The organism is Roseateles noduli (genome assembly GCF_050626985.1).
Taxonomy (GTDB): Bacteria; Pseudomonadota; Gammaproteobacteria; order Burkholderiales; family Burkholderiaceae_C; genus Roseateles; species Roseateles noduli_A.
The window spans coordinates 4,425,553-4,441,692 of record NZ_CP192463.1 but is presented as its reverse complement, the minus strand read 5'-3'; the positions used below and the strand labels follow the sequence as shown (position 1 = coordinate 4,441,692).

At 69.2% G+C, this 16,140-nt stretch carries 14 protein-coding genes; 9 read left to right on the top strand and 5 right to left on the bottom strand.

The features are described from left to right. The first annotated feature begins 4 nt into the window (after positions 1 to 4). The 4 genes from ACQ4L4_RS19315 (at position 5) to ACQ4L4_RS19300 (ending at position 4,928) form a co-directional block, all read left to right on the top strand. The gene (locus ACQ4L4_RS19315; protein WP_431100520.1) at positions 5 to 1,951 is read left to right on the top strand and encodes an ABC transporter permease subunit; all 1,947 of its coding nucleotides are present in this window, start codon (positions 5 to 7) and stop codon (positions 1,949 to 1,951) included. 27 nt (positions 1,952 to 1,978) lie between these two features. Beyond that, positions 1,979 to 2,701 (top strand): ABC transporter ATP-binding protein, encoded by a 723-nt coding sequence (locus ACQ4L4_RS19310; RefSeq protein ID WP_297523854.1) that lies wholly within the window; start codon positions 1,979 to 1,981, stop codon positions 2,699 to 2,701. Positions 2,702 to 2,857: 156 nt separating this feature from the next. Then, positions 2,858 to 3,733, top strand: coding sequence for a DUF707 domain-containing protein (locus tag ACQ4L4_RS19305; protein ID WP_431100519.1), 876 nt, complete (start codon positions 2,858 to 2,860; stop codon positions 3,731 to 3,733). Positions 3,734 to 4,052: 319 nt separating this feature from the next. Beyond that, positions 4,053 to 4,928 carry a histidine kinase gene (locus ACQ4L4_RS19300; RefSeq protein WP_431100518.1) on the top strand — a complete coding sequence of 292 codons (876 nt, stop codon included), beginning with the start codon at positions 4,053 to 4,055 and terminating at the stop codon, positions 4,926 to 4,928. Between the two features lie 44 nt (positions 4,929 to 4,972). Here the strand turns inward: ACQ4L4_RS19300 and ACQ4L4_RS19295 are convergent, their stop codons facing one another. Beyond that, entirely contained in the window at positions 4,973 to 5,743 is a 771-nt protein-coding gene (locus ACQ4L4_RS19295; protein ID WP_377159525.1) for an SDR family NAD(P)-dependent oxidoreductase, read from the bottom strand. Between the two features lie 107 nt (positions 5,744 to 5,850). On the opposite strand from ACQ4L4_RS19295, the gene ACQ4L4_RS19290 reads away from it, so the two are divergent. After that, complete coding sequence (locus tag ACQ4L4_RS19290; RefSeq protein WP_431100517.1) at positions 5,851 to 6,933, top strand: LysR family transcriptional regulator; 1,083 nt, start codon at positions 5,851 to 5,853, stop codon at positions 6,931 to 6,933. A 31-nt stretch (positions 6,934 to 6,964) separates the two neighbouring features. Next, complete coding sequence (locus tag ACQ4L4_RS19285; RefSeq protein ID WP_431100516.1) at positions 6,965 to 8,578, top strand: GGDEF domain-containing protein; 1,614 nt, start codon at positions 6,965 to 6,967, stop codon at positions 8,576 to 8,578. Between the two features lie 354 nt (positions 8,579 to 8,932). On the opposite strand, the gene ACQ4L4_RS19280 is transcribed toward ACQ4L4_RS19285, so the two are convergent. The 3 genes from ACQ4L4_RS19280 to ACQ4L4_RS19270 form a co-directional block, all read right to left on the bottom strand. Further along, a complete protein-coding gene (locus ACQ4L4_RS19280; protein ID WP_431100515.1) occupies positions 8,933 to 10,225 on the bottom strand; it encodes an RNA polymerase sigma factor in 1,293 nt (430 codons plus the stop codon). A gap of 99 nt (positions 10,226 to 10,324) precedes the next feature. After that, a complete protein-coding gene (locus tag ACQ4L4_RS19275) occupies positions 10,325 to 10,735 on the bottom strand; it encodes a VOC family protein (protein ID WP_377159538.1) in 411 nt (136 codons plus the stop codon). 190 nt (positions 10,736 to 10,925) lie between these two features. Next, complete coding sequence (locus ACQ4L4_RS19270) at positions 10,926 to 11,291, bottom strand: YciI family protein (RefSeq protein ID WP_377159540.1); 366 nt, start codon at positions 11,289 to 11,291, stop codon at positions 10,926 to 10,928. 269 nt (positions 11,292 to 11,560) lie between these two features. Between ACQ4L4_RS19270 and ACQ4L4_RS19265 the strand changes: the two genes are divergently transcribed. From ACQ4L4_RS19265 to ACQ4L4_RS19255, 3 genes are all read left to right on the top strand, one after another. Further along, complete coding sequence (locus ACQ4L4_RS19265; RefSeq protein WP_431100514.1) at positions 11,561 to 12,700, top strand: sensor histidine kinase; 1,140 nt, start codon at positions 11,561 to 11,563, stop codon at positions 12,698 to 12,700. Positions 12,701 to 12,781: 81 nt separating this feature from the next. After that, the gene (locus ACQ4L4_RS19260) at positions 12,782 to 13,591 is read left to right on the top strand and encodes a LytR/AlgR family response regulator transcription factor (protein ID WP_431100513.1); all 810 of its coding nucleotides are present in this window, start codon (positions 12,782 to 12,784) and stop codon (positions 13,589 to 13,591) included. A 142-nt stretch (positions 13,592 to 13,733) separates the two neighbouring features. After that, positions 13,734 to 14,867 carry a GGDEF domain-containing protein gene (locus ACQ4L4_RS19255; protein ID WP_431100512.1) on the top strand — a complete coding sequence of 378 codons (1,134 nt, stop codon included), beginning with the start codon at positions 13,734 to 13,736 and terminating at the stop codon, positions 14,865 to 14,867. Positions 14,868 to 14,880: 13 nt separating this feature from the next. On the opposite strand, the gene ACQ4L4_RS19250 is transcribed toward ACQ4L4_RS19255, so the two are convergent. Further along, positions 14,881 to 16,128: a nucleoside recognition domain-containing protein gene (locus ACQ4L4_RS19250; RefSeq protein WP_431100511.1), complete on the bottom strand. Its 1,248-nt coding sequence runs from the start codon at positions 16,126 to 16,128 to the stop codon at positions 14,881 to 14,883. Between the last annotated feature and the right edge of the window lie 12 nt (positions 16,129 to 16,140).

The following is a 16,140-nucleotide window of genomic DNA, read 5'->3' as shown; positions in this document are numbered from 1 at the left end:
CCTCATGAGTGTCATTGCCAAGATCAATCCGAAGAAGTTCATCGCGGGCGCGGTGGCGCTTGTCGCGCTGCTCGCGTTCCCGCTGGTGTCCGGCAACCCGTACTACATCCACCTGGTCGAGACGATCCTGATCTACGCGATCGTGCTGTTCGGGCTCGACATCGTCGTCGGCTACACCGGGCAGGTGTCGCTGGGCCACGCGGGGCTGTTCGGCGTGGGCGCCTACACGGCCGGCGTGCTGGTCATGAAGTTCGGGCTGCCGATCTACCTGACGCTGCCGGCGGCGATCGCGGTGACGGCGGGCTTCGGCGCGCTGCTGGCGCTGCCCGCGCTGCGCGTGACCGGTCCCTACCTGGCGATGGTGACGCTGGCCTTCGGCACCATCATCCAGATCCTCATCAACGAGATGGACTTCCTGACGAACGGGCCGATGGGCATCACGCTCACCAAGCCCAAGCTGATGGACCACACGATGACGGAGGACGAGTACTACTGGCTCGTCGTGGTGATGCTGATCGCGTCGCTGGTGTTCGTGCACCGCGTGCTGCGCTCGCACCTCGGGCGCGCGTTCGAGGCGCTGCGCGGCAGCCCGGTGGCGTCGGACTGCATGGGCGTCTCGGTCTACCGCTACAAGGTCTACGCGTTCGTGATCAGCGCCGGCCTCGCCGGCCTGGCGGGCGCGCTGTACGCCTACTCCGAGCAGTACATCTCGCCCAACACCTACAACTTCGAGCTGACGGTCTTCTTCCTGCTGGCCATCATCATGGGCGGCCGCAAGACGCGGACCGGCGCGCTGCTCGGCGCGGCGATCATCGTGGTGCTGCCCAAGCTGCTCGACGACCTGGAGCTGTTCCGCTACGTGTCGGTGATCTTCGCGATCGTCGTGGCGGCGGTGACGGCGGTGGCCTGGCGCCGCGGCAAGGTCAGCGGCGTGCAGGCGGCGATCCCCGTGGTGGGCAGCATCGCGCTGGCGGCGCTGTCCTTCGTGCTGCAGACGATGACCGACTGGCGGCTGTCGATCTTCGGGCTGATCACGCTGTTCGTCGTGTACTACCTGCAGGACGGCATCGTCGGCTTCGTGCGCAACGCGCTGCACCTCAAGGCCAAGCCGGTGGGCGAGGGCGGTCCGGTGGCGGAGAAGCCGTCCGATGCGATCTCCCAGGCCACGGGCGCCGGCGCGGGCGACGAGGTCCTGATCGACGCGCGCGGCGTGCTGATGCAGTTCGGCGGCCTGAAGGCGCTGAACAACGTCGACCTGCAGGTGCGGCGCGGCACGATCCACGGCCTGATCGGGCCGAACGGGTCGGGCAAGAGCACGATGATGAACGTGCTGACCGGCATCTACGTGCCGACGGCGGGCGAGCTGAAGTTCGTCGACCGCTCGCTGGTCGGGCGGACCTCGGCGGACATCGCGCTGTCGGGCATCGCGCGGACCTTCCAGAACGTGCAGCTGTTCGGCGAGATGAGCGCGCTGCACAACGTGATGGTGGCGCTGCATCACAGCTTCGGCAGCAACCTGGTGCAGGTGGCGCTGCACTCGCCGCGCTATACCGAGGAGGACGCCAAGGCGCGCGCTCGCGCGTTGAGCCTGCTGGACTTCGTCGGCCTCGCGGACCTGGCCCTCGAGGAAGCGCGCAACCTGCCCTACGGCAAGCAGCGGCTGCTGGAGATCGCTCGGGCGCTGGCGCTGGATCCGCGCCTGCTGCTGCTGGACGAGCCGGCGGCGGGGCTGACCGCGCCGGACATCAAGGAGCTGATGCGCATCATCGGCAAGATCCGCGACCACGGCATCACGGTGATCCTGATCGAGCACCACATGGACGTGGTGATGGGCATCTGCGACGTGGTGTCGGTGCTGGACTTCGGCCAGAAGATCGCCGAGGGCAAGCCGGCGCAGGTGCAGGCCGATCCGAAGGTGATCGAGGCCTACCTCGGCGGCCAGGCGGTTTGAGCGCGGAATGCAACGGAACGAACTGACATGCTGAAGATCGATCAACTGCATGCCGGCTACGGCAAGGTCGAGGTGCTGCACGGCATCTCGGTGGAAGTGCCCAAGGGCAAGGTGGTGACGCTGATCGGCTCGAACGGGGCCGGCAAGACGACGACGATGCGCGCGGTGTCGGGAATGATCGCGCCGAGCGCCGGCCAGATCACGCTCAACGGCAAGCGCATCGACGGGCTGGAGTCGTATCACATCGCCCGGCTGGGGCTGGCGCATTCGCCGGAAGGGCGCCGCGTCTTCGCGACGATGAGCGTCACCGACAACCTGCGGCTGGGCGCGTTCCCGCGCTACACCGGCGCGCGGCCCAAGGGCGACGTGGAGGCCGACCTCGAGAAGGCGATGGAGCTCTTCCCGCGCCTGAAGGAGCGGCGGCAGCAGCTTGCGGGCACGCTGTCCGGCGGCGAGCAGCAGATGCTCGCGATGGCGCGGGCGACGATGCTGAATCCGGAGGTCGTGCTGCTGGACGAGCCGTCGATGGGCCTGGCGCCCATCCTGGTGGACGAGGTGTTCCGCATCATCGCGCGGCTGAAGTCGGAAGGCGTGACGATGTTGCTGGTGGAGCAGTTCGCCGCGGCGGCGCTGGCGGTGGCGGACTACGGCTACGTGCTGGAGAACGGCCGCATCTCGCTGCACGGGCCCGCGGAGAAGCTGCGCACCGATCCGGCGGTGAAGGCGGCGTATCTGGGCGGCGGGCACTGACGGGCGGACCACCGTTCGTATCAGCGTCGACACGAACGGTCTCGAACGTGTCGGCGGCTCGGCGAGCCGTCCAAACCTGCGATACGTCGCACCGCTTCAATGGGGGGCACCGCGCGGCCGTCGCCGCGACGGTCCCCGCCCTTGTTGGAGCGACCGATGCCGACCCTCTCCCTGCCTGACCGCCCGCGCCGCAATCTCGTGATCGTGCGTGCGGGTGATTGCTCGCTGCATCCGCAGTGGGTGGCCGCACCGCGGCGCAACTTCGATCTGCTGGTGTCGTACTACGGCGCGATCGACGGCCTGCATGCCGACACCTGCGACCTGTACGAGCGCCGCCGCGGACCGAAGTGGCCGTGCCTGGGCGAGCTGCTGGACCAGCACCCGCAGCTGGCCGAACACTACGACGCGGTCTGGCTCCCCGACGACGACCTGGCGGTGGACACGGCGACGATCTCCCGCATGTTCGATCTCTTCCATGCGCACGGGTTGGCGCTGGCGCAGCCGGCGCTGACGCGCGACTCGTACTTCACCTTCGACACGCTGCTGCGGCAGGACGGCTTCCTGCTGCGCCACATGGGCTTCATCGAGGTGATGGCGCCGATCTTCTCGCGCGACTCGCTGCTGCGCTGCCAGCCCTCCTTCCACCGCAGCCGGATCGGCTGGGGGCTGGACTTCGTCTGGCCGGGCCTGATCGACAACGCGGACCGACGCCGCATCGCGGTGCTGGACGCGACGCCGGTGTGGCACACACGACCGGTGCGGGGCGGCGATCTCTACAAGAACCATCCGGACGCGGATCCGAAGGAGGACGAACGCCGCGTGCTGGCGACCTACGGTCGGGAGGCGTCGCGCTTCTTCGCGAAGTACCAGTTCTTCGGCGGCGTGCGCGAGGTGCGACCGCCGCTGGGACAGCGCCTTGCGCTGGCGCTGCGCGGGCTGAACGCGAAGCGGCGCTGGGCGCGCCGACGCCGGCAGCTGCTCGAGCGCGGCATCGTGACGGCGGAAGGCGGGGAGACGACGGGGACGGTGTGAATCCGGCAGCGCCCTACTTGAAGCAGTAGGAATCGCGCGCACGTCGACCGCGAATGCGCAGGTGTCGTCAGCGCCTCGACTGCATAGAGTGACTGCATCGCCCAACCGGGCCTGAAGCAGTCGAGGTGCATGCATGACGACAGAATCCCATCGCGAGCCGGACCGCCCGCCCGTGGAGGCGTGGCAGGCGCAAGGCCTCTATCCGTTCTCCGGCGATCCCGCAACGACTGTTGAGGTGATCGAGCGTCAGCTCTTCGATGAAGCGGCCTGGCACTTGTCTCGCTTCCATCCGGTGTTCCCGACCCTCACGCCCGAGGCCGTGGCGCTGCAGTTCCGGCTGTTGCGGCAGGCGGTCGAATGCGGTCCGGAAGAGCTGCAGCTCCTGCTGACCGAGGTACTCAACCTGCCCGCTGAGGAGCGGCAGATGATGGCGGAGCTCCTCAAGGATGTGTCGTTGTCGTCGGTGATCCGCGAATCGCATGTGGTCGCGCAGCGGCTGCAGTTGCTCGATGGACTCGAGACGCTCCTTTTTGACAAGCAGCTCCAGCCGCACGTGAAGGAGCGCGGCGAATTGCATCCCATCGTCGCGCGCAACCCGTGGCTCTTCGGTGACGAATTCGCTCTCTCCGTCGACAACCGGTCGCTCACGGAGGTGCTGCGCAAGCACCAGAAGATGCTGGGAGGCGAGATCCAGATCGACAAGCCGCTCGAAGGCCCGAAACAGAAGCTGGCCATCATCGACCTCATGTTCTCCCGCGCGACGCGTCGTCATCAGCCGTCGACGCTGGAGCATCTGGTGGTGGAACTCAAGGCGCCGCGGGTCAGGATCTCCGAGGACGAGATCGATCAGATCAACCGCTACGCCAAGCGCGTGTCACGCGATGAGCGCTTCCGCGGCGTCGAGGTCAAATGGTCGTTCTGGCTGGTGGGTCGGGAACTCGCGAGGGGCGCGCGCGAGCACGCGGAGTTGGAGCGGGAAGTGCATCTTCCGTACAACTTTTCGGTCCGCGTGACAACGTGGGCGGAGGTGATCGACGAGAACCGCGCACGTCTCCAGTTCCTGCAGGAAACCCTCGACTACAAGGCCAGCCGGCAGACGGGATTGAAGCACCTTCAGCGGCGTTATCCCGACTGCCTGGGCGAAGTGGTCCAGCGCGCGCGTGAACCGCAGGGACTCTATGCGCGCGGGAGGTGAGCCTGGGCGAAGAGGCAGCATCGCCGCCGCCTTCGCTCACGCCATCAGACAAACATGCCGCCCGACGCCTCCACGCGCTGCGCGGTGATCCAGCCGTTGTCGTCGGACAGCAGCGAGGCCACGACCGGGCCGATGTCGTCCGGCAGGCCGGCGCGGCCGAGCGCCGTGACCGAGGCGATGAAGCCGTTCACCTCCTTGTTGTCGCGCACCGCGCCGCCGCCGAAGTCGGTTTCGATCGCGCCGGGCGCCAGCGTGTTCACGCGGATGCCGCGGGCACCGAACTCCTTGGCCATGTAGCGGGTCATCACCTCGACGCCGCCCTTCATCGTCGCGTAGGCGCCGTAGCCGGGAATCGTGAAGCGCGCCAGGCCGCTGGACACGTTCAGCACGCTGCCGCCGTCGTTGATCAGCGGCAGCAGCGCCTGCGTCAGGAAGAACGGACCCTTCAGGTGCACGCGCATCAGTTCGTCGAACTGGTCTTCGGTCGTGTCCGCCATCGGCGTGTGGACGCCCATGCCGGCGTTGTTGACCAGGTGGTCGAAACGATCGCGCTGCCAGTGCTGCTTCAGCGTCTGCTTCAGCGCCTCGGCGAAGGCCGGGAAGGCGCCGCTGTCGCCGACGTCCAGCTGCAGCGCCGCCGCGCGTCCGCCGAGCGCGCGGATCTCGTCGACCACGGCCTGCGCTTCGCCCTGCTGGCTGCGGTAGGTCACGATGCTGTCGATGCCGCGGCGGGCCAGATGGACGGCCGCATTGCGGCCCAGGCCGCGGCTGCCGCCGGTGATCAGCGCGATCTTGGTGTTGGAGGAAGTGGTCATGGTGAGCTCCTGTTCGGACGGGTTGATCGGATGCAGGAACTTTATTGATCGACGAATGGCGTATAAACCACCTAAGTCTGATTTGACCGTTCGTCCAAGGTGAACAAATGAGCGACGCCAACCTCCTTTCCTCACCGACCTCCGCAGCCCGTTCACCGACCGCGCCTGCCCCTCCGACGGCGCCGGGCACCGCGTCGGGCACCGCGTCGGGCACCACGCCGGGCGCCACGCCAGGCGCAGCGCTGGCCTCGCCGCCGCCGTCCCTGGACACGCTCCAGGTCTTCGTCCGCGTGGCGGAGCTGGCCAGCTTCACGCAGGCGGCGCAGAGCCTCGGCCTGCCGAAGGCGAGCGCCTCGACGGCGGTCCAGCGGCTGGAGGCCAGCCTGGGTACGCGGCTGTTCCACCGCACGACGCGGCGCGTGCAGCTGACGCAGGACGGCCAGGCCTGCTACGAGCGCTGCAAGGACCTGCTGGCCGATCTCGACGACATGCAGACGATGTTCCAGCCGGCGGCCAGCGGGCTGCGCGGCCGGCTGCGGGTCGACATGCCGATGCGGGTGGCGCATGACATCGTCGTGCCGCGCCTGCCGGAGTTCCTCGCGGCGCATCCCGGATTGGAGCTGGAGCTCAGCAGCACGGACCGGCGCGTGGACCTCGTGCGCGAGGGCTTCGACTGCGTGCTGCGGGTCGGACCGCTGAGCGACTCGAGCCTCGTCGCGCGACCGCTTGGCGGGATGGAGATGGCCAACCTGGCCAGCGCCGGATACCTCGCCGCCTTCGGCGTTCCGCAGTCGTTGGAGGATCTCGCGCACCATCGGCTCGTCCAGTACGCCACGACGCTCGGTCAACGCTGCCCGGGTTTCGAATGGTGCGATGCGTCCGGCGCGACGCGCTTCGAGCCCATGGCGGGGGCGCTGACCGTGAGCGATTCCGGCTCGTACACGGCGGCCTGTCTTGCGGGTCTCGGCATCACGCAGGTGCCGCGCCACGGCTTCGAAACGGAAGTGCTGGATGGCCGGCTGGTCGAGGTGCTTCCGCAGTTCCGGCCCGCGCCGATGCCGGTCCACCTGATCTATGCGCACCGCCGGCAACTGCCCCGGCGCGTCCAGGCCTTCATGCAATGGCTGGCCGACCTGATGGTCCCGCGCCTGTTGCCGCTATCCTCTGCGTCTCCGGCCCTGACGGCCTGAACCGCTGATCACCTTGCGTTCCGATCCCCTCTTGGACCCGCTCTCCGCCCCTTCCCAGCAAGCCCGCGCCGCGCTGCAGGCCGGTGACGCCGTCGCCGCGCAGGCGCCCGGCGAGGAGTGGCTGCTGCTGGCGCTGGAGGAGGGGGACGACGCGCAGCGCGCGCAGGCGCTGCTGCACCTGGCGCGATGCGACCGCGTGCTGCACCGGCCAGGTGACGCACGGGAGCGGAGCGAGCTGGCGGCGCGGCTGTTCCGGCAGCAGGGCGACGCGATCGGCGAGGCTGGCGCGTTGTCGGTGCTCGCGCACAGCGCGTCGACGGCCGGGCATCACGAGGAAGCGATCGAGGCGGCGCTGCTCGGCCTGCGGCTGGCGCAATCGCGCGGTGACGGCGCGGCGCTGGTGGTGGCGCTGCAGGACCTCGGCGCCTGCCACGTGTGGGCGCGCAATTTCGACAAGGCGGCCGAAGTGCTGCGACAGGCCGCCGACGCGGCCAACGCGTGCAAGCCCCGGCTCAGTCCGCTGATCGCCTGCCTGTGGCTCGCGTTGGGGTCACTCCTTGCCTATGCCGGCGAGCGCGAGCAGCGCGGCCAGTTGCCGCCGCTGGGGCCGCTCGAGGGCCACCTGATCAACGCACGGCATCTGCTGTCCGAAGGCGATGCCGAGACGCATTGCTGGTGGACGTTGATGCAGACGATGGCGCAGATCTGGAAGGGCGCCACGGCCTACGCGCAGCCGGAGCTGCAGCAGACATTGGCGCAACTGCCGGAGCAGGAGCGCCACTGGCTCGTCGCCTTGGCGGGCTGGGTGCAGGCGGAGCTCGCGTGGGCGCGACGGCTGTGGCCGCAGGCGCGGCGCGCGGCGGCGCAGACGGTGACGGCGGCGGACGCCGTGCAGCACGAGCCGCTGGCGCAGCTCGGCGAGCTGATCGCCAGCCAGATCGAGGAACAGCAAGGGCAGCCGCAACGCGCGCTGCAGCGGATGCGCGCGCTGCGCGAGCGCGAGGCGCGCGTGCGGATCGCGAGCCTCGCGAGCCGCGAGGCGACGGTGCAATGGCAGCTCGACGCACGCCGCAGCGAGCGCGACCGCGCGCAACTCGCCGATGAGGCGCTTCGTCTGGAAAAGCTGTCGATGGAGGATCCGCTGACGGAGCTGGCGAATCGCCGCAGCTTCGAGGATCACGCGCGGGCGCAGCTCGCCGGTGGTGGTGTGGTGAGCCTGGCGCTGATCGACGTCGACCATTTCAAGCAGGTCAACGACCGGCACTCGCACCTGGTCGGCGACCAGGTGCTGAGCCAGATCGCGCGCCTGATGCGGCAGCATGTGCGGGAGCACGACGTCGCCGCACGCCTGGCCGGCGACGAGTTCGTGCTGCTGCTGCGCGGCGCGACGGAAGAGATCGCGCAGCAGGCCTGCCTCCGGCTCGACGAGGCGGTGCGCAAGCACGACTGGAGCACGGTGTCGGAGGGCTTGCAGGTGAGCATCAGCATCGGTGCCGCGCAGCGCCAGGAAGGCGACACGCTGGAGACGCTGATGGCGCGCAGCGACGCCGCGATGTACGCCGCCAAGCGCGAGCGCAAGAGCGCCGCGATGGCGGGGACGTGGCTCACCGATGAGAGCGAAGGCGAGGGCGATTCGCCGGATTGACTACTGCGCGTTGCAAGAGTGCAAAGAGTTGCGAGTTCGCTGAAAGAGCGCTGTTCCTAGACTGCGAGCCTTTCTACAAAGGGCTTTGCATGTACGACGAGGACATCGACATCGGCATCGACATCGCAGCGATCAAGCAGCTGCAAGGTCCCGCGCGCTGGGAACGCCTGAAGGAGCTACAGCGGAAGCTGTTGGCTATGGCCGCGGCGCGGCCGCTACCTTGGACTGAAGAGGAGGGGCCGCCTCCCTCGATGTTTTGCCGGTGTGGGAGTAGCGCCTGTCTCATACGGCTAGGCCGCGAGGAGAACTCGCTCCGAGGAACGGAGTTGCGAGAGTTCTTTCTCTGAAGGGGCCTCAGTGCCCCTGCTCCCTTGCCCGTTTGAGCAGCAGCTCCCGCTCGCGCTCATTGCCGGTCATCGCGGCGGCGCGTTCGAATTCCTCTTTGGCCTCGGCATTGCGGCCGAGCTTGGACAGCAGGTCCGCGCGCACGCTGGGCAGCCAGTGGTACTGCTTCAGCGCGGGCTCTTCCATCAGGCGGTCGACGATCTCCAGACCGACCGCGGGACCAAAGGCCATCGACAGCGCCACCGCGCGATTCAGCTCCACCACCGGTGACGGATGCCGCACCGCGAGCGCCTCGTAGAGCGCCGCGATGCGCGGCCATTCGGTGTCCTCGGCGCGTTGCGCCCGCGCGTGGCAAGCCGCAATCGCCGCCTGCAGCGCGTACGGTCCCAGGCCTTGCCCATCGTCCAACTCGGCGGCCAGGCGGTCGGCCGCCTCCAGCGCCGTCAGGCCGCGTTCGATAGCCGCCGCATCCCACGTCGACCGGTCCTGCTCCAGCAGCAGCACCGGCTGCCCCTGCGCATCGACACGCGCCGCGGCGCGTGAGGACTGCAGCTCCATCAGCGCGAGCAGGCCGTGCACCTCGCTCTCCCTCGGTGCGAGCTTCACCAGCATGCGCGCCAGCCGCAGCGCCTCGTCGCACAGGTCCTGGCGGATCCAGCGCTCGCCGCTGGTGGCCGCGTAGCCCTCGTTGAAGATCAGGTAGAGCACCTCCAGCACGGCGGCCAGCCGCTCGGTCAGCGCCTCGCCACGCGGCAGCTCGAACGGCACCTGCGCGTCGCCCAGCGTGCGCTTCGCGCGGACCAGCCGCTGCGCCACCGTCGGCTCCGACTGCAGATACGCGCGGGCGATCTCGCCCGTCGTCAGTCCGGCCACCATCTTCAGCGTCAACGCGACGCGCGCTTCCAGGCTCAGCACCGGATGGCAGGCGCAGAACATCAGTCGCAGCACGTCGTCGCCGATCTCGCGCGCCGCGCGGTCGTCGTCCAGGCGCTCGACGAAGTCCGGCACGATCATCGCCTCACGCGCGTCGAGCTCATGGCCGAGCTGCTCCAGCTTGTCGCCGCTCAGCTTCACGTGGCGCAGCCGGTCCAGCGCGCGGTGCTTGGCCGTCGTCATCAACCAGGCGGCGGGCTTGTCCGGCAGGCCCTGCCTCGGCCAGGTCTCCAGCGCGGCGACCAGCGCGTCCTGCGCCAGCTCCTCCGCCAGCGGGACGTCGCGCGTCAGCCGCGACAGGGCACCGATGATCTTGGCGGACTCCTGCCGCCAGACGGTCGTGATCGCGCGATGGGTCTCGTCGGTCATGCGCGCGATCGTACGGCCACAGGCCGCCCCATGCCGCACGACATGCCGCCGCCGAGGGCGCGGCGGCCGCCGCGCGGTCGCGCGCGGGCCGGCCCGGCCTCAGGCGCCGGGGAACTGCGTGATGTCCATGTACATCAGCTCCCAGATGTGCCCGTCCGGGTCCGCATACGCCTGCGAGTACATGAAGCCCATGTCCTGCGGCTCGCGCGGCACGGTGCCGCCGGCGGCCAGGGCCTTGGCGATCAGCTCGTCGACCTGCGCCTTGCTCTCGCAGGACAGGCAGGTCAGCACCTCGGTCGTCGCATGCGCGTCCGAGATCCTGCGCGGCGTGAAGGTCTGGAAGAACTCCTCCACCAGCAGCATCGCGTAGATGTCGTCCGAGATGATCATCGACAAGGCCTGCTCGTTGGAGAACTGCGGATTGAACTCGTAGCCCATCGCGCCGTAGAAGCGCTTGCTGCGCTCGACGTCCTTGACGGGCAGGTTCACGAAGATTTGCTTGTGTCGCATGGGGGAACTCCTCGATGGGTGTGAAGTCGTCGGGCCCGTGCGGGTGGATCGGTGGTCGCATCGTGCCCTCCTGATGGCGGCGCTCCGCTTCCGGAGCGTCCACACTGGCACGACGACGCAGCCCCGCCGGTTTCGACAGGACGCGACGCGATCCTGGAAAAAAACTGAGGGGAGTCCTCGGGAGGAGGCCTCAGGCCTTCGACTCCGCGTAGCAGGGGACCAGCGAGCGGACCTCCACCGTGCACCACTCCGCCGCCGGACATTCGCGGGCGATCGCGAGCGCCTCCTCGCGCGTCGTCACGTTCAGCCAGAAGAAGCCGCCGACCATTTCCTTGGCCTCGGCGAACGGACCGTCGATCGTCGTCATGCGACCGTCGCGCTTGGCCACGCGGGTCGACCCGTTGACCGACTGCAGCGACTGCGCCGCGTGCAGCAGCCCCTTCGCCTGGAGCTGCCCGGCGTAGGCGGTCATGCGGTCGTAGGCCTCGCGGCCCTCCTCGGGCGTGCGCGCCTCGCGCTGGCCGACAGGTTCGTTGATCAGCAGGATGTAGCTCATGCGGGTCTCCGTGGAATGCGGGCGGAATGCCGGGGGAAGGTGGACTCGGCGGGAGTCGCCCGGATCTGCGGGCCATTTGTGCGGGCGATTTGTGCGTGCGATTTCTGCGGGCTATTGGACACCACGTGCCCCCGGCACTGTCAAAGGTCAGGGCATGAGGCGCCGGCGACGGGCCGGTCCACGCCGCCCGCCGTCGATCCGCCCGGCGCGCTGTCGATCCGTCGTTTCCCCGGGCCGGGCCGCCGCGGCGGCTCCCTACACTGCGCCGCATGACTCCCGCCCCCTCCCGGCCCCTCTGGCGTGACGCCCGCCGACTGCGCGCCTCCTGGCATGCCTGGCTGAGCAACGACGTCCAGCCCAGCGGCCCCGGATGGCTGCAGTGGGTCTGGACGCTGCTGTTCTCCTGCGCGCTGGCGGTCGGCTTCACGGTGCTGGGCTTCCTCCTGAACGCGCGCTCCGCCCGCTGGTCCGATCCCGCGATGTGGGCCTGGTGGTACGGGAAGAACGTCATCGTCTGCGTGACCATCGGCCTGGTGATCCAGACGCTGTTCACGATCCTCGTGCCGCTCTTCGGCGGCCGCGCCCGCATCCGCGGCTGGGCCAACTGGAAGCGCACGGTGTTCTTCTCCGCCGTGCCCCTGCTGGGCGTGCTGATCGGCTGGGTGCCGGGCATGTGGATGGCGGGCCTGGCGAACTGGGTGCGGATGGACTGGTCGCAGGGCGGGAAGATCATCGGCATCACCTCCGCGCTCTCGCTGTGCATCACCTTCGCGTTGCACCACTGGTTCGCGTCGAGGCACCGGCAGCTCACCGCCGAGCGCCGCGCCACCGAAGCGCAGCTGAGGCTGCTGCAAGGCCAGATCGAGCCGCACTTCCTGTTCAACACGCTGGCCAACGTCCACTCGCTGATCGACTACGACGCGCCCAAGGCCAAGGAGATGCTGGGCGCCTTCACCGCCTATCTGCGGTCGTCGCTCGGCGGCCTGCGTCGCGAGACCGGCCCGCTAGACGACGAGCTGTCCCTCGCCACCGCCTACCTGACGGTGCTGCAGACGCGGATGGAAGACCGTCTGCGTGTCGAGATCCACGCCACGCCCGAGGCCCGCGTCGTGCCGCTGCCGCCGATGCTGCTGCAGCCCCTGGTCGAGAACGCGGTCCATCACGGGCTCGAGCCCAAGATCGAGGGCGGCACCGTGCGCGTCGATGCCGCGCTGAGCGGCGGTTTCCTCGTGATCGAGGTGCGGGACGACGGTGTCGGCCCCGGCGCCTCTCGCCGCACCGGCAACGGCATCGCGCTGGCCAACCTGCGCGAGCGCCTGATGACGCACTACGGCGACCGCGCGTCGCTGACCCTCGTTCCCGCCGAGCCCGGCTGCCGCGTCACGCTGCGCGTGCCGCTGGACACCTGAGCGCCTGAGCGCCTGAACGCTTGAACGCTTGAACGCTTGAACGCCCGACGGCCTGACTCACTTCTTCTTCCCATGCCGACCATGACCGCACCCACCGCGCTGATCGCCGACGACGAACCTCACCTGGCCCGCGCGCTCGCGGCGCAACTGGCCGCCGTCTGGCCGGAGCTCGACATCGTCCACATCGCCCGCAACGGCCAGGAAGCCGCCGAGCAGATCGCGGCGCTGCAGCCGGACCTGGCCTTCCTCGACATCCAGATGCCGGGCCTGACCGGACTCGAGGTCGCCGAGGGCATCGAGGGGGCGACGCGTGTCGTCTTCGTCACCGCCTACGACCAGTGCGCGGTGCAGGCCTTCGAGCAGGAAGCGATCGACTACGTGCTCAAGCCGGTGGAGGCGGAGCGGCTCGGTCGCACGGTCGAGCGGATCCGCCGCGCGCTGGCGAAGCGGGACGCGGGCGCGGCCGGCGCGGCTGGCGATCACGGCGAGGACGGCGTGGACGCGCGCCTGCTCGCCGCGCTGCAGCGCCTGCACGCGCCGGGCGGCGCGACGGCGAGGGTCGCGGGGCCGCTGCGCTGGGTGCGCGCGACGCAGGGCGACCTGACGCATCAGGTCCCCGTCGACGAGGTGCTGTTCTTCCGCGCCGACGACAAGTACACCTGCGTGCAGACCGCAACGACCGAGTACCTGATCCGCACGCCAATCCATGAGCTCGCCGCGCAGCTCGACGGTGAACGCTTCTGGCAGGTGCACCGCTCGACGATCGTGAACCTGGACCATGTGAGCGGCACGCGCCGCGACGAGCTGAGCCGGCTGTTCGTGCGCGTGCGCGGCCATGCGAGCGAGCTGCCGATCAGCCGCGCGTACGTGCATCTGTTCAAGTCGATGTAGGCCTCAGGGCGGTTGGCGGCCCGTTGTCGGCCTGTTGTCGGCCGTTTGGTGGCCGTTTGGTGGCCCGTTGGCGGCCGGAGTCGGGCCGCGGCGGCGAGGCGACCGAGGTCCCGTCACGGGCGCCGCCTACACTGACGGGCACATGCAGCTCGATCCCCGCTCGATCACCGTCATGACCGCGCTGATGGCGGCGATCATGGGCGGCGTGCTGCTCGGCGTGCGGCGCAACTATCCGCCGACGATCCGCGGATTGCTGCCCTGGGCGCTGGCGCCGATGACCTGCGCGCTCGCCGCCGGCGTCTACGCGTTGCAGGGCCTGCTGCCGGAATTCGTCGTGGCGCAGACCGGCAATGCGCTGCTGCTCACCGGTTGCGGGCTGTTCTATTTCGGCTCGCAACGCTTCTTCGGACAACGCGTGACCTGGCGCCTGTGGGGCGCGATCGCGCTGCTCAGCCTGGCCGTGCTGACCTGGTTCCTGGTCTGGCCGGACTACCGCGTGCGCATGGTCGTGTTCACCGGGACGATGACGGCCTGCGTGCTGGCGCATGCGCGGCTGGTCCTGCGGGACGGCCGCGGTTTCGCGGCCCGCCTGATCGGCGCGACGCTGCTGCTGCAGGCGCTGGTCCTCATCGCGCGCGGCGTCGCGACCTTCTGGGTCGACGGCACGCAGTCCTCGCGTTTCGCGATGACGGCAGTGCAGACGAGCTACATCGCGAGCTACTGCTTCAGCGTGCTGCTGCTGAGCGTGGGCGTGCTGCTGATGGCCAGCGAGCGCGTGCGCGAGGAATTCGAGCTGCTCGCCACCCGCGACGCGCTGACCGGCGCGCTGACGCGTCGCGCGCTGCTCCAGGCCGGCGGCGAGGAATTCGATCGCTGGCGCCGCTACGGGCAGCCGCTGTCGCTGCTGCTGCTCGACATCGACCACTTCAAGCTGGTCAACGACCGGCACGGTCACCAGGCCGGCGACCGGGTACTGGCCGGCGCGGTGGCGGTGATGCGTGAGCAGCTGCGCGTGACGGACCGGCTCGGCCGTTATGGCGGCGAGGAGTTCGTGATCCTGCTGCCGTCCACCGATGCCGAGGCCGCGCATGCCTCGGCCGAGCGCGTGCGGGCCGCGCTCGCGACGCACGCGCCGGAACCCGGCATCCCGCCGTGCACGGCGAGCCTGGGCGTGGCCTGGGCGCTGCCGGGGGATGTCAGCCTGGACGCGCTCCTCGCGCGTGCCGACGCGGCGCTCTATCGCGCCAAGGCGAACGGGCGCGATCGCGTCGAGTGATGCCGGCGCGGCCTCACTTGAAGAACCAGTACCCCACCACGATCGCGCCCACCAGGCCGACGAAGTCCGCGAACAGGCCGCAGGTCAGCGCGTAGCGGGTCTTCTTGATGTTGACGCTGCCGAAGTAGACGGCCAGCACGTAGAAGGTGGTTTCGGTCGAGCCCTGGATGATCGCGGCGAGCTTGCCTTCGAAGCTGTCGACGCCGTAGGTCTTGAGCACGTCCACCATCAGGCCGCGCGCGCCGCTGCCCGACAGCGTCTTCATCAGCCCGACCGGCAGCGCCGGGACGAAGTCCGTCGGCAGGCCCAGCGCGCCCACGCCGGCGGCAATGCCACGCACGACGAACTCCATGCAGCCCGTCGTGCGGAACACCGAGATCGCCACCAGGATCGCGATCAGGTAGGGAATGATCTGGATCGCGACGCCGAAGCCCTCCTTGGCGCCCTCGACGAAGGACTCGTAGACGTTGATGCGGCGCCACGCGCCGACGGCGACGAACATCACGATGATGCTCAGGATCACGCCGCTGCCCAGCACGCCGATGTACTGCGACATCACCTCCGGCGGGTAGCTGTGCAGCCAGCCGAAGACGCCGGCCATGATCGCGATGAAGCCACCGACGAACACCAGCACCGGCACGCTGAACAGGTTGATGCGCTGCACCCAGGCCACCGCGATCAGCCCCGACATGAACGAGATGAAGGTGGCGATCAGCGTGGGCAGGAAGATGTCGGCCGCGTTGAACCCGACCAGGCCCTGGTCCACCGCCATCGCCTGCCGGATCGCGATCACCGTGGTGGGGATCAGCGTGATGCCGGCGGTGTTCAGCACCAGGAACATGACCATCGCGTTGCTGGCGGTGTCCTTGCGCGGGTTGAGTTCCTGCAGCTCCTTCATCGCCTTCAGGCCCAGCGGCGTGGCGGCGTTGTCCAGGCCGAGCATGTTGGCCGAGAAGTTCATGACCATCGAGCCGCCCGCCGGATGGCCGCGCGGCACCTCCGGGAAGATGCGGCCGAAGAACGGGCCCATCGCCCGCGCGAACAGCTGGATCACGCCGGCGTTCTCGCCGACCTTCATCAGGCCCAGCCACAGGCTCATCACGCCGACCAGGCCGAGCGAGATGTCGAAGCCGGTCTTGGCCGTGTCGAAGATGCCGGTCAGCACCTGCGTGAAGATGGTCAGGTCGCCCTGGACCAGCCGCGCCAGCGCGACCGCGAAGCCGATCAGGAAGAACCCGATCCAGATGAAGTTGAGCACCATGGGCGCGCATTA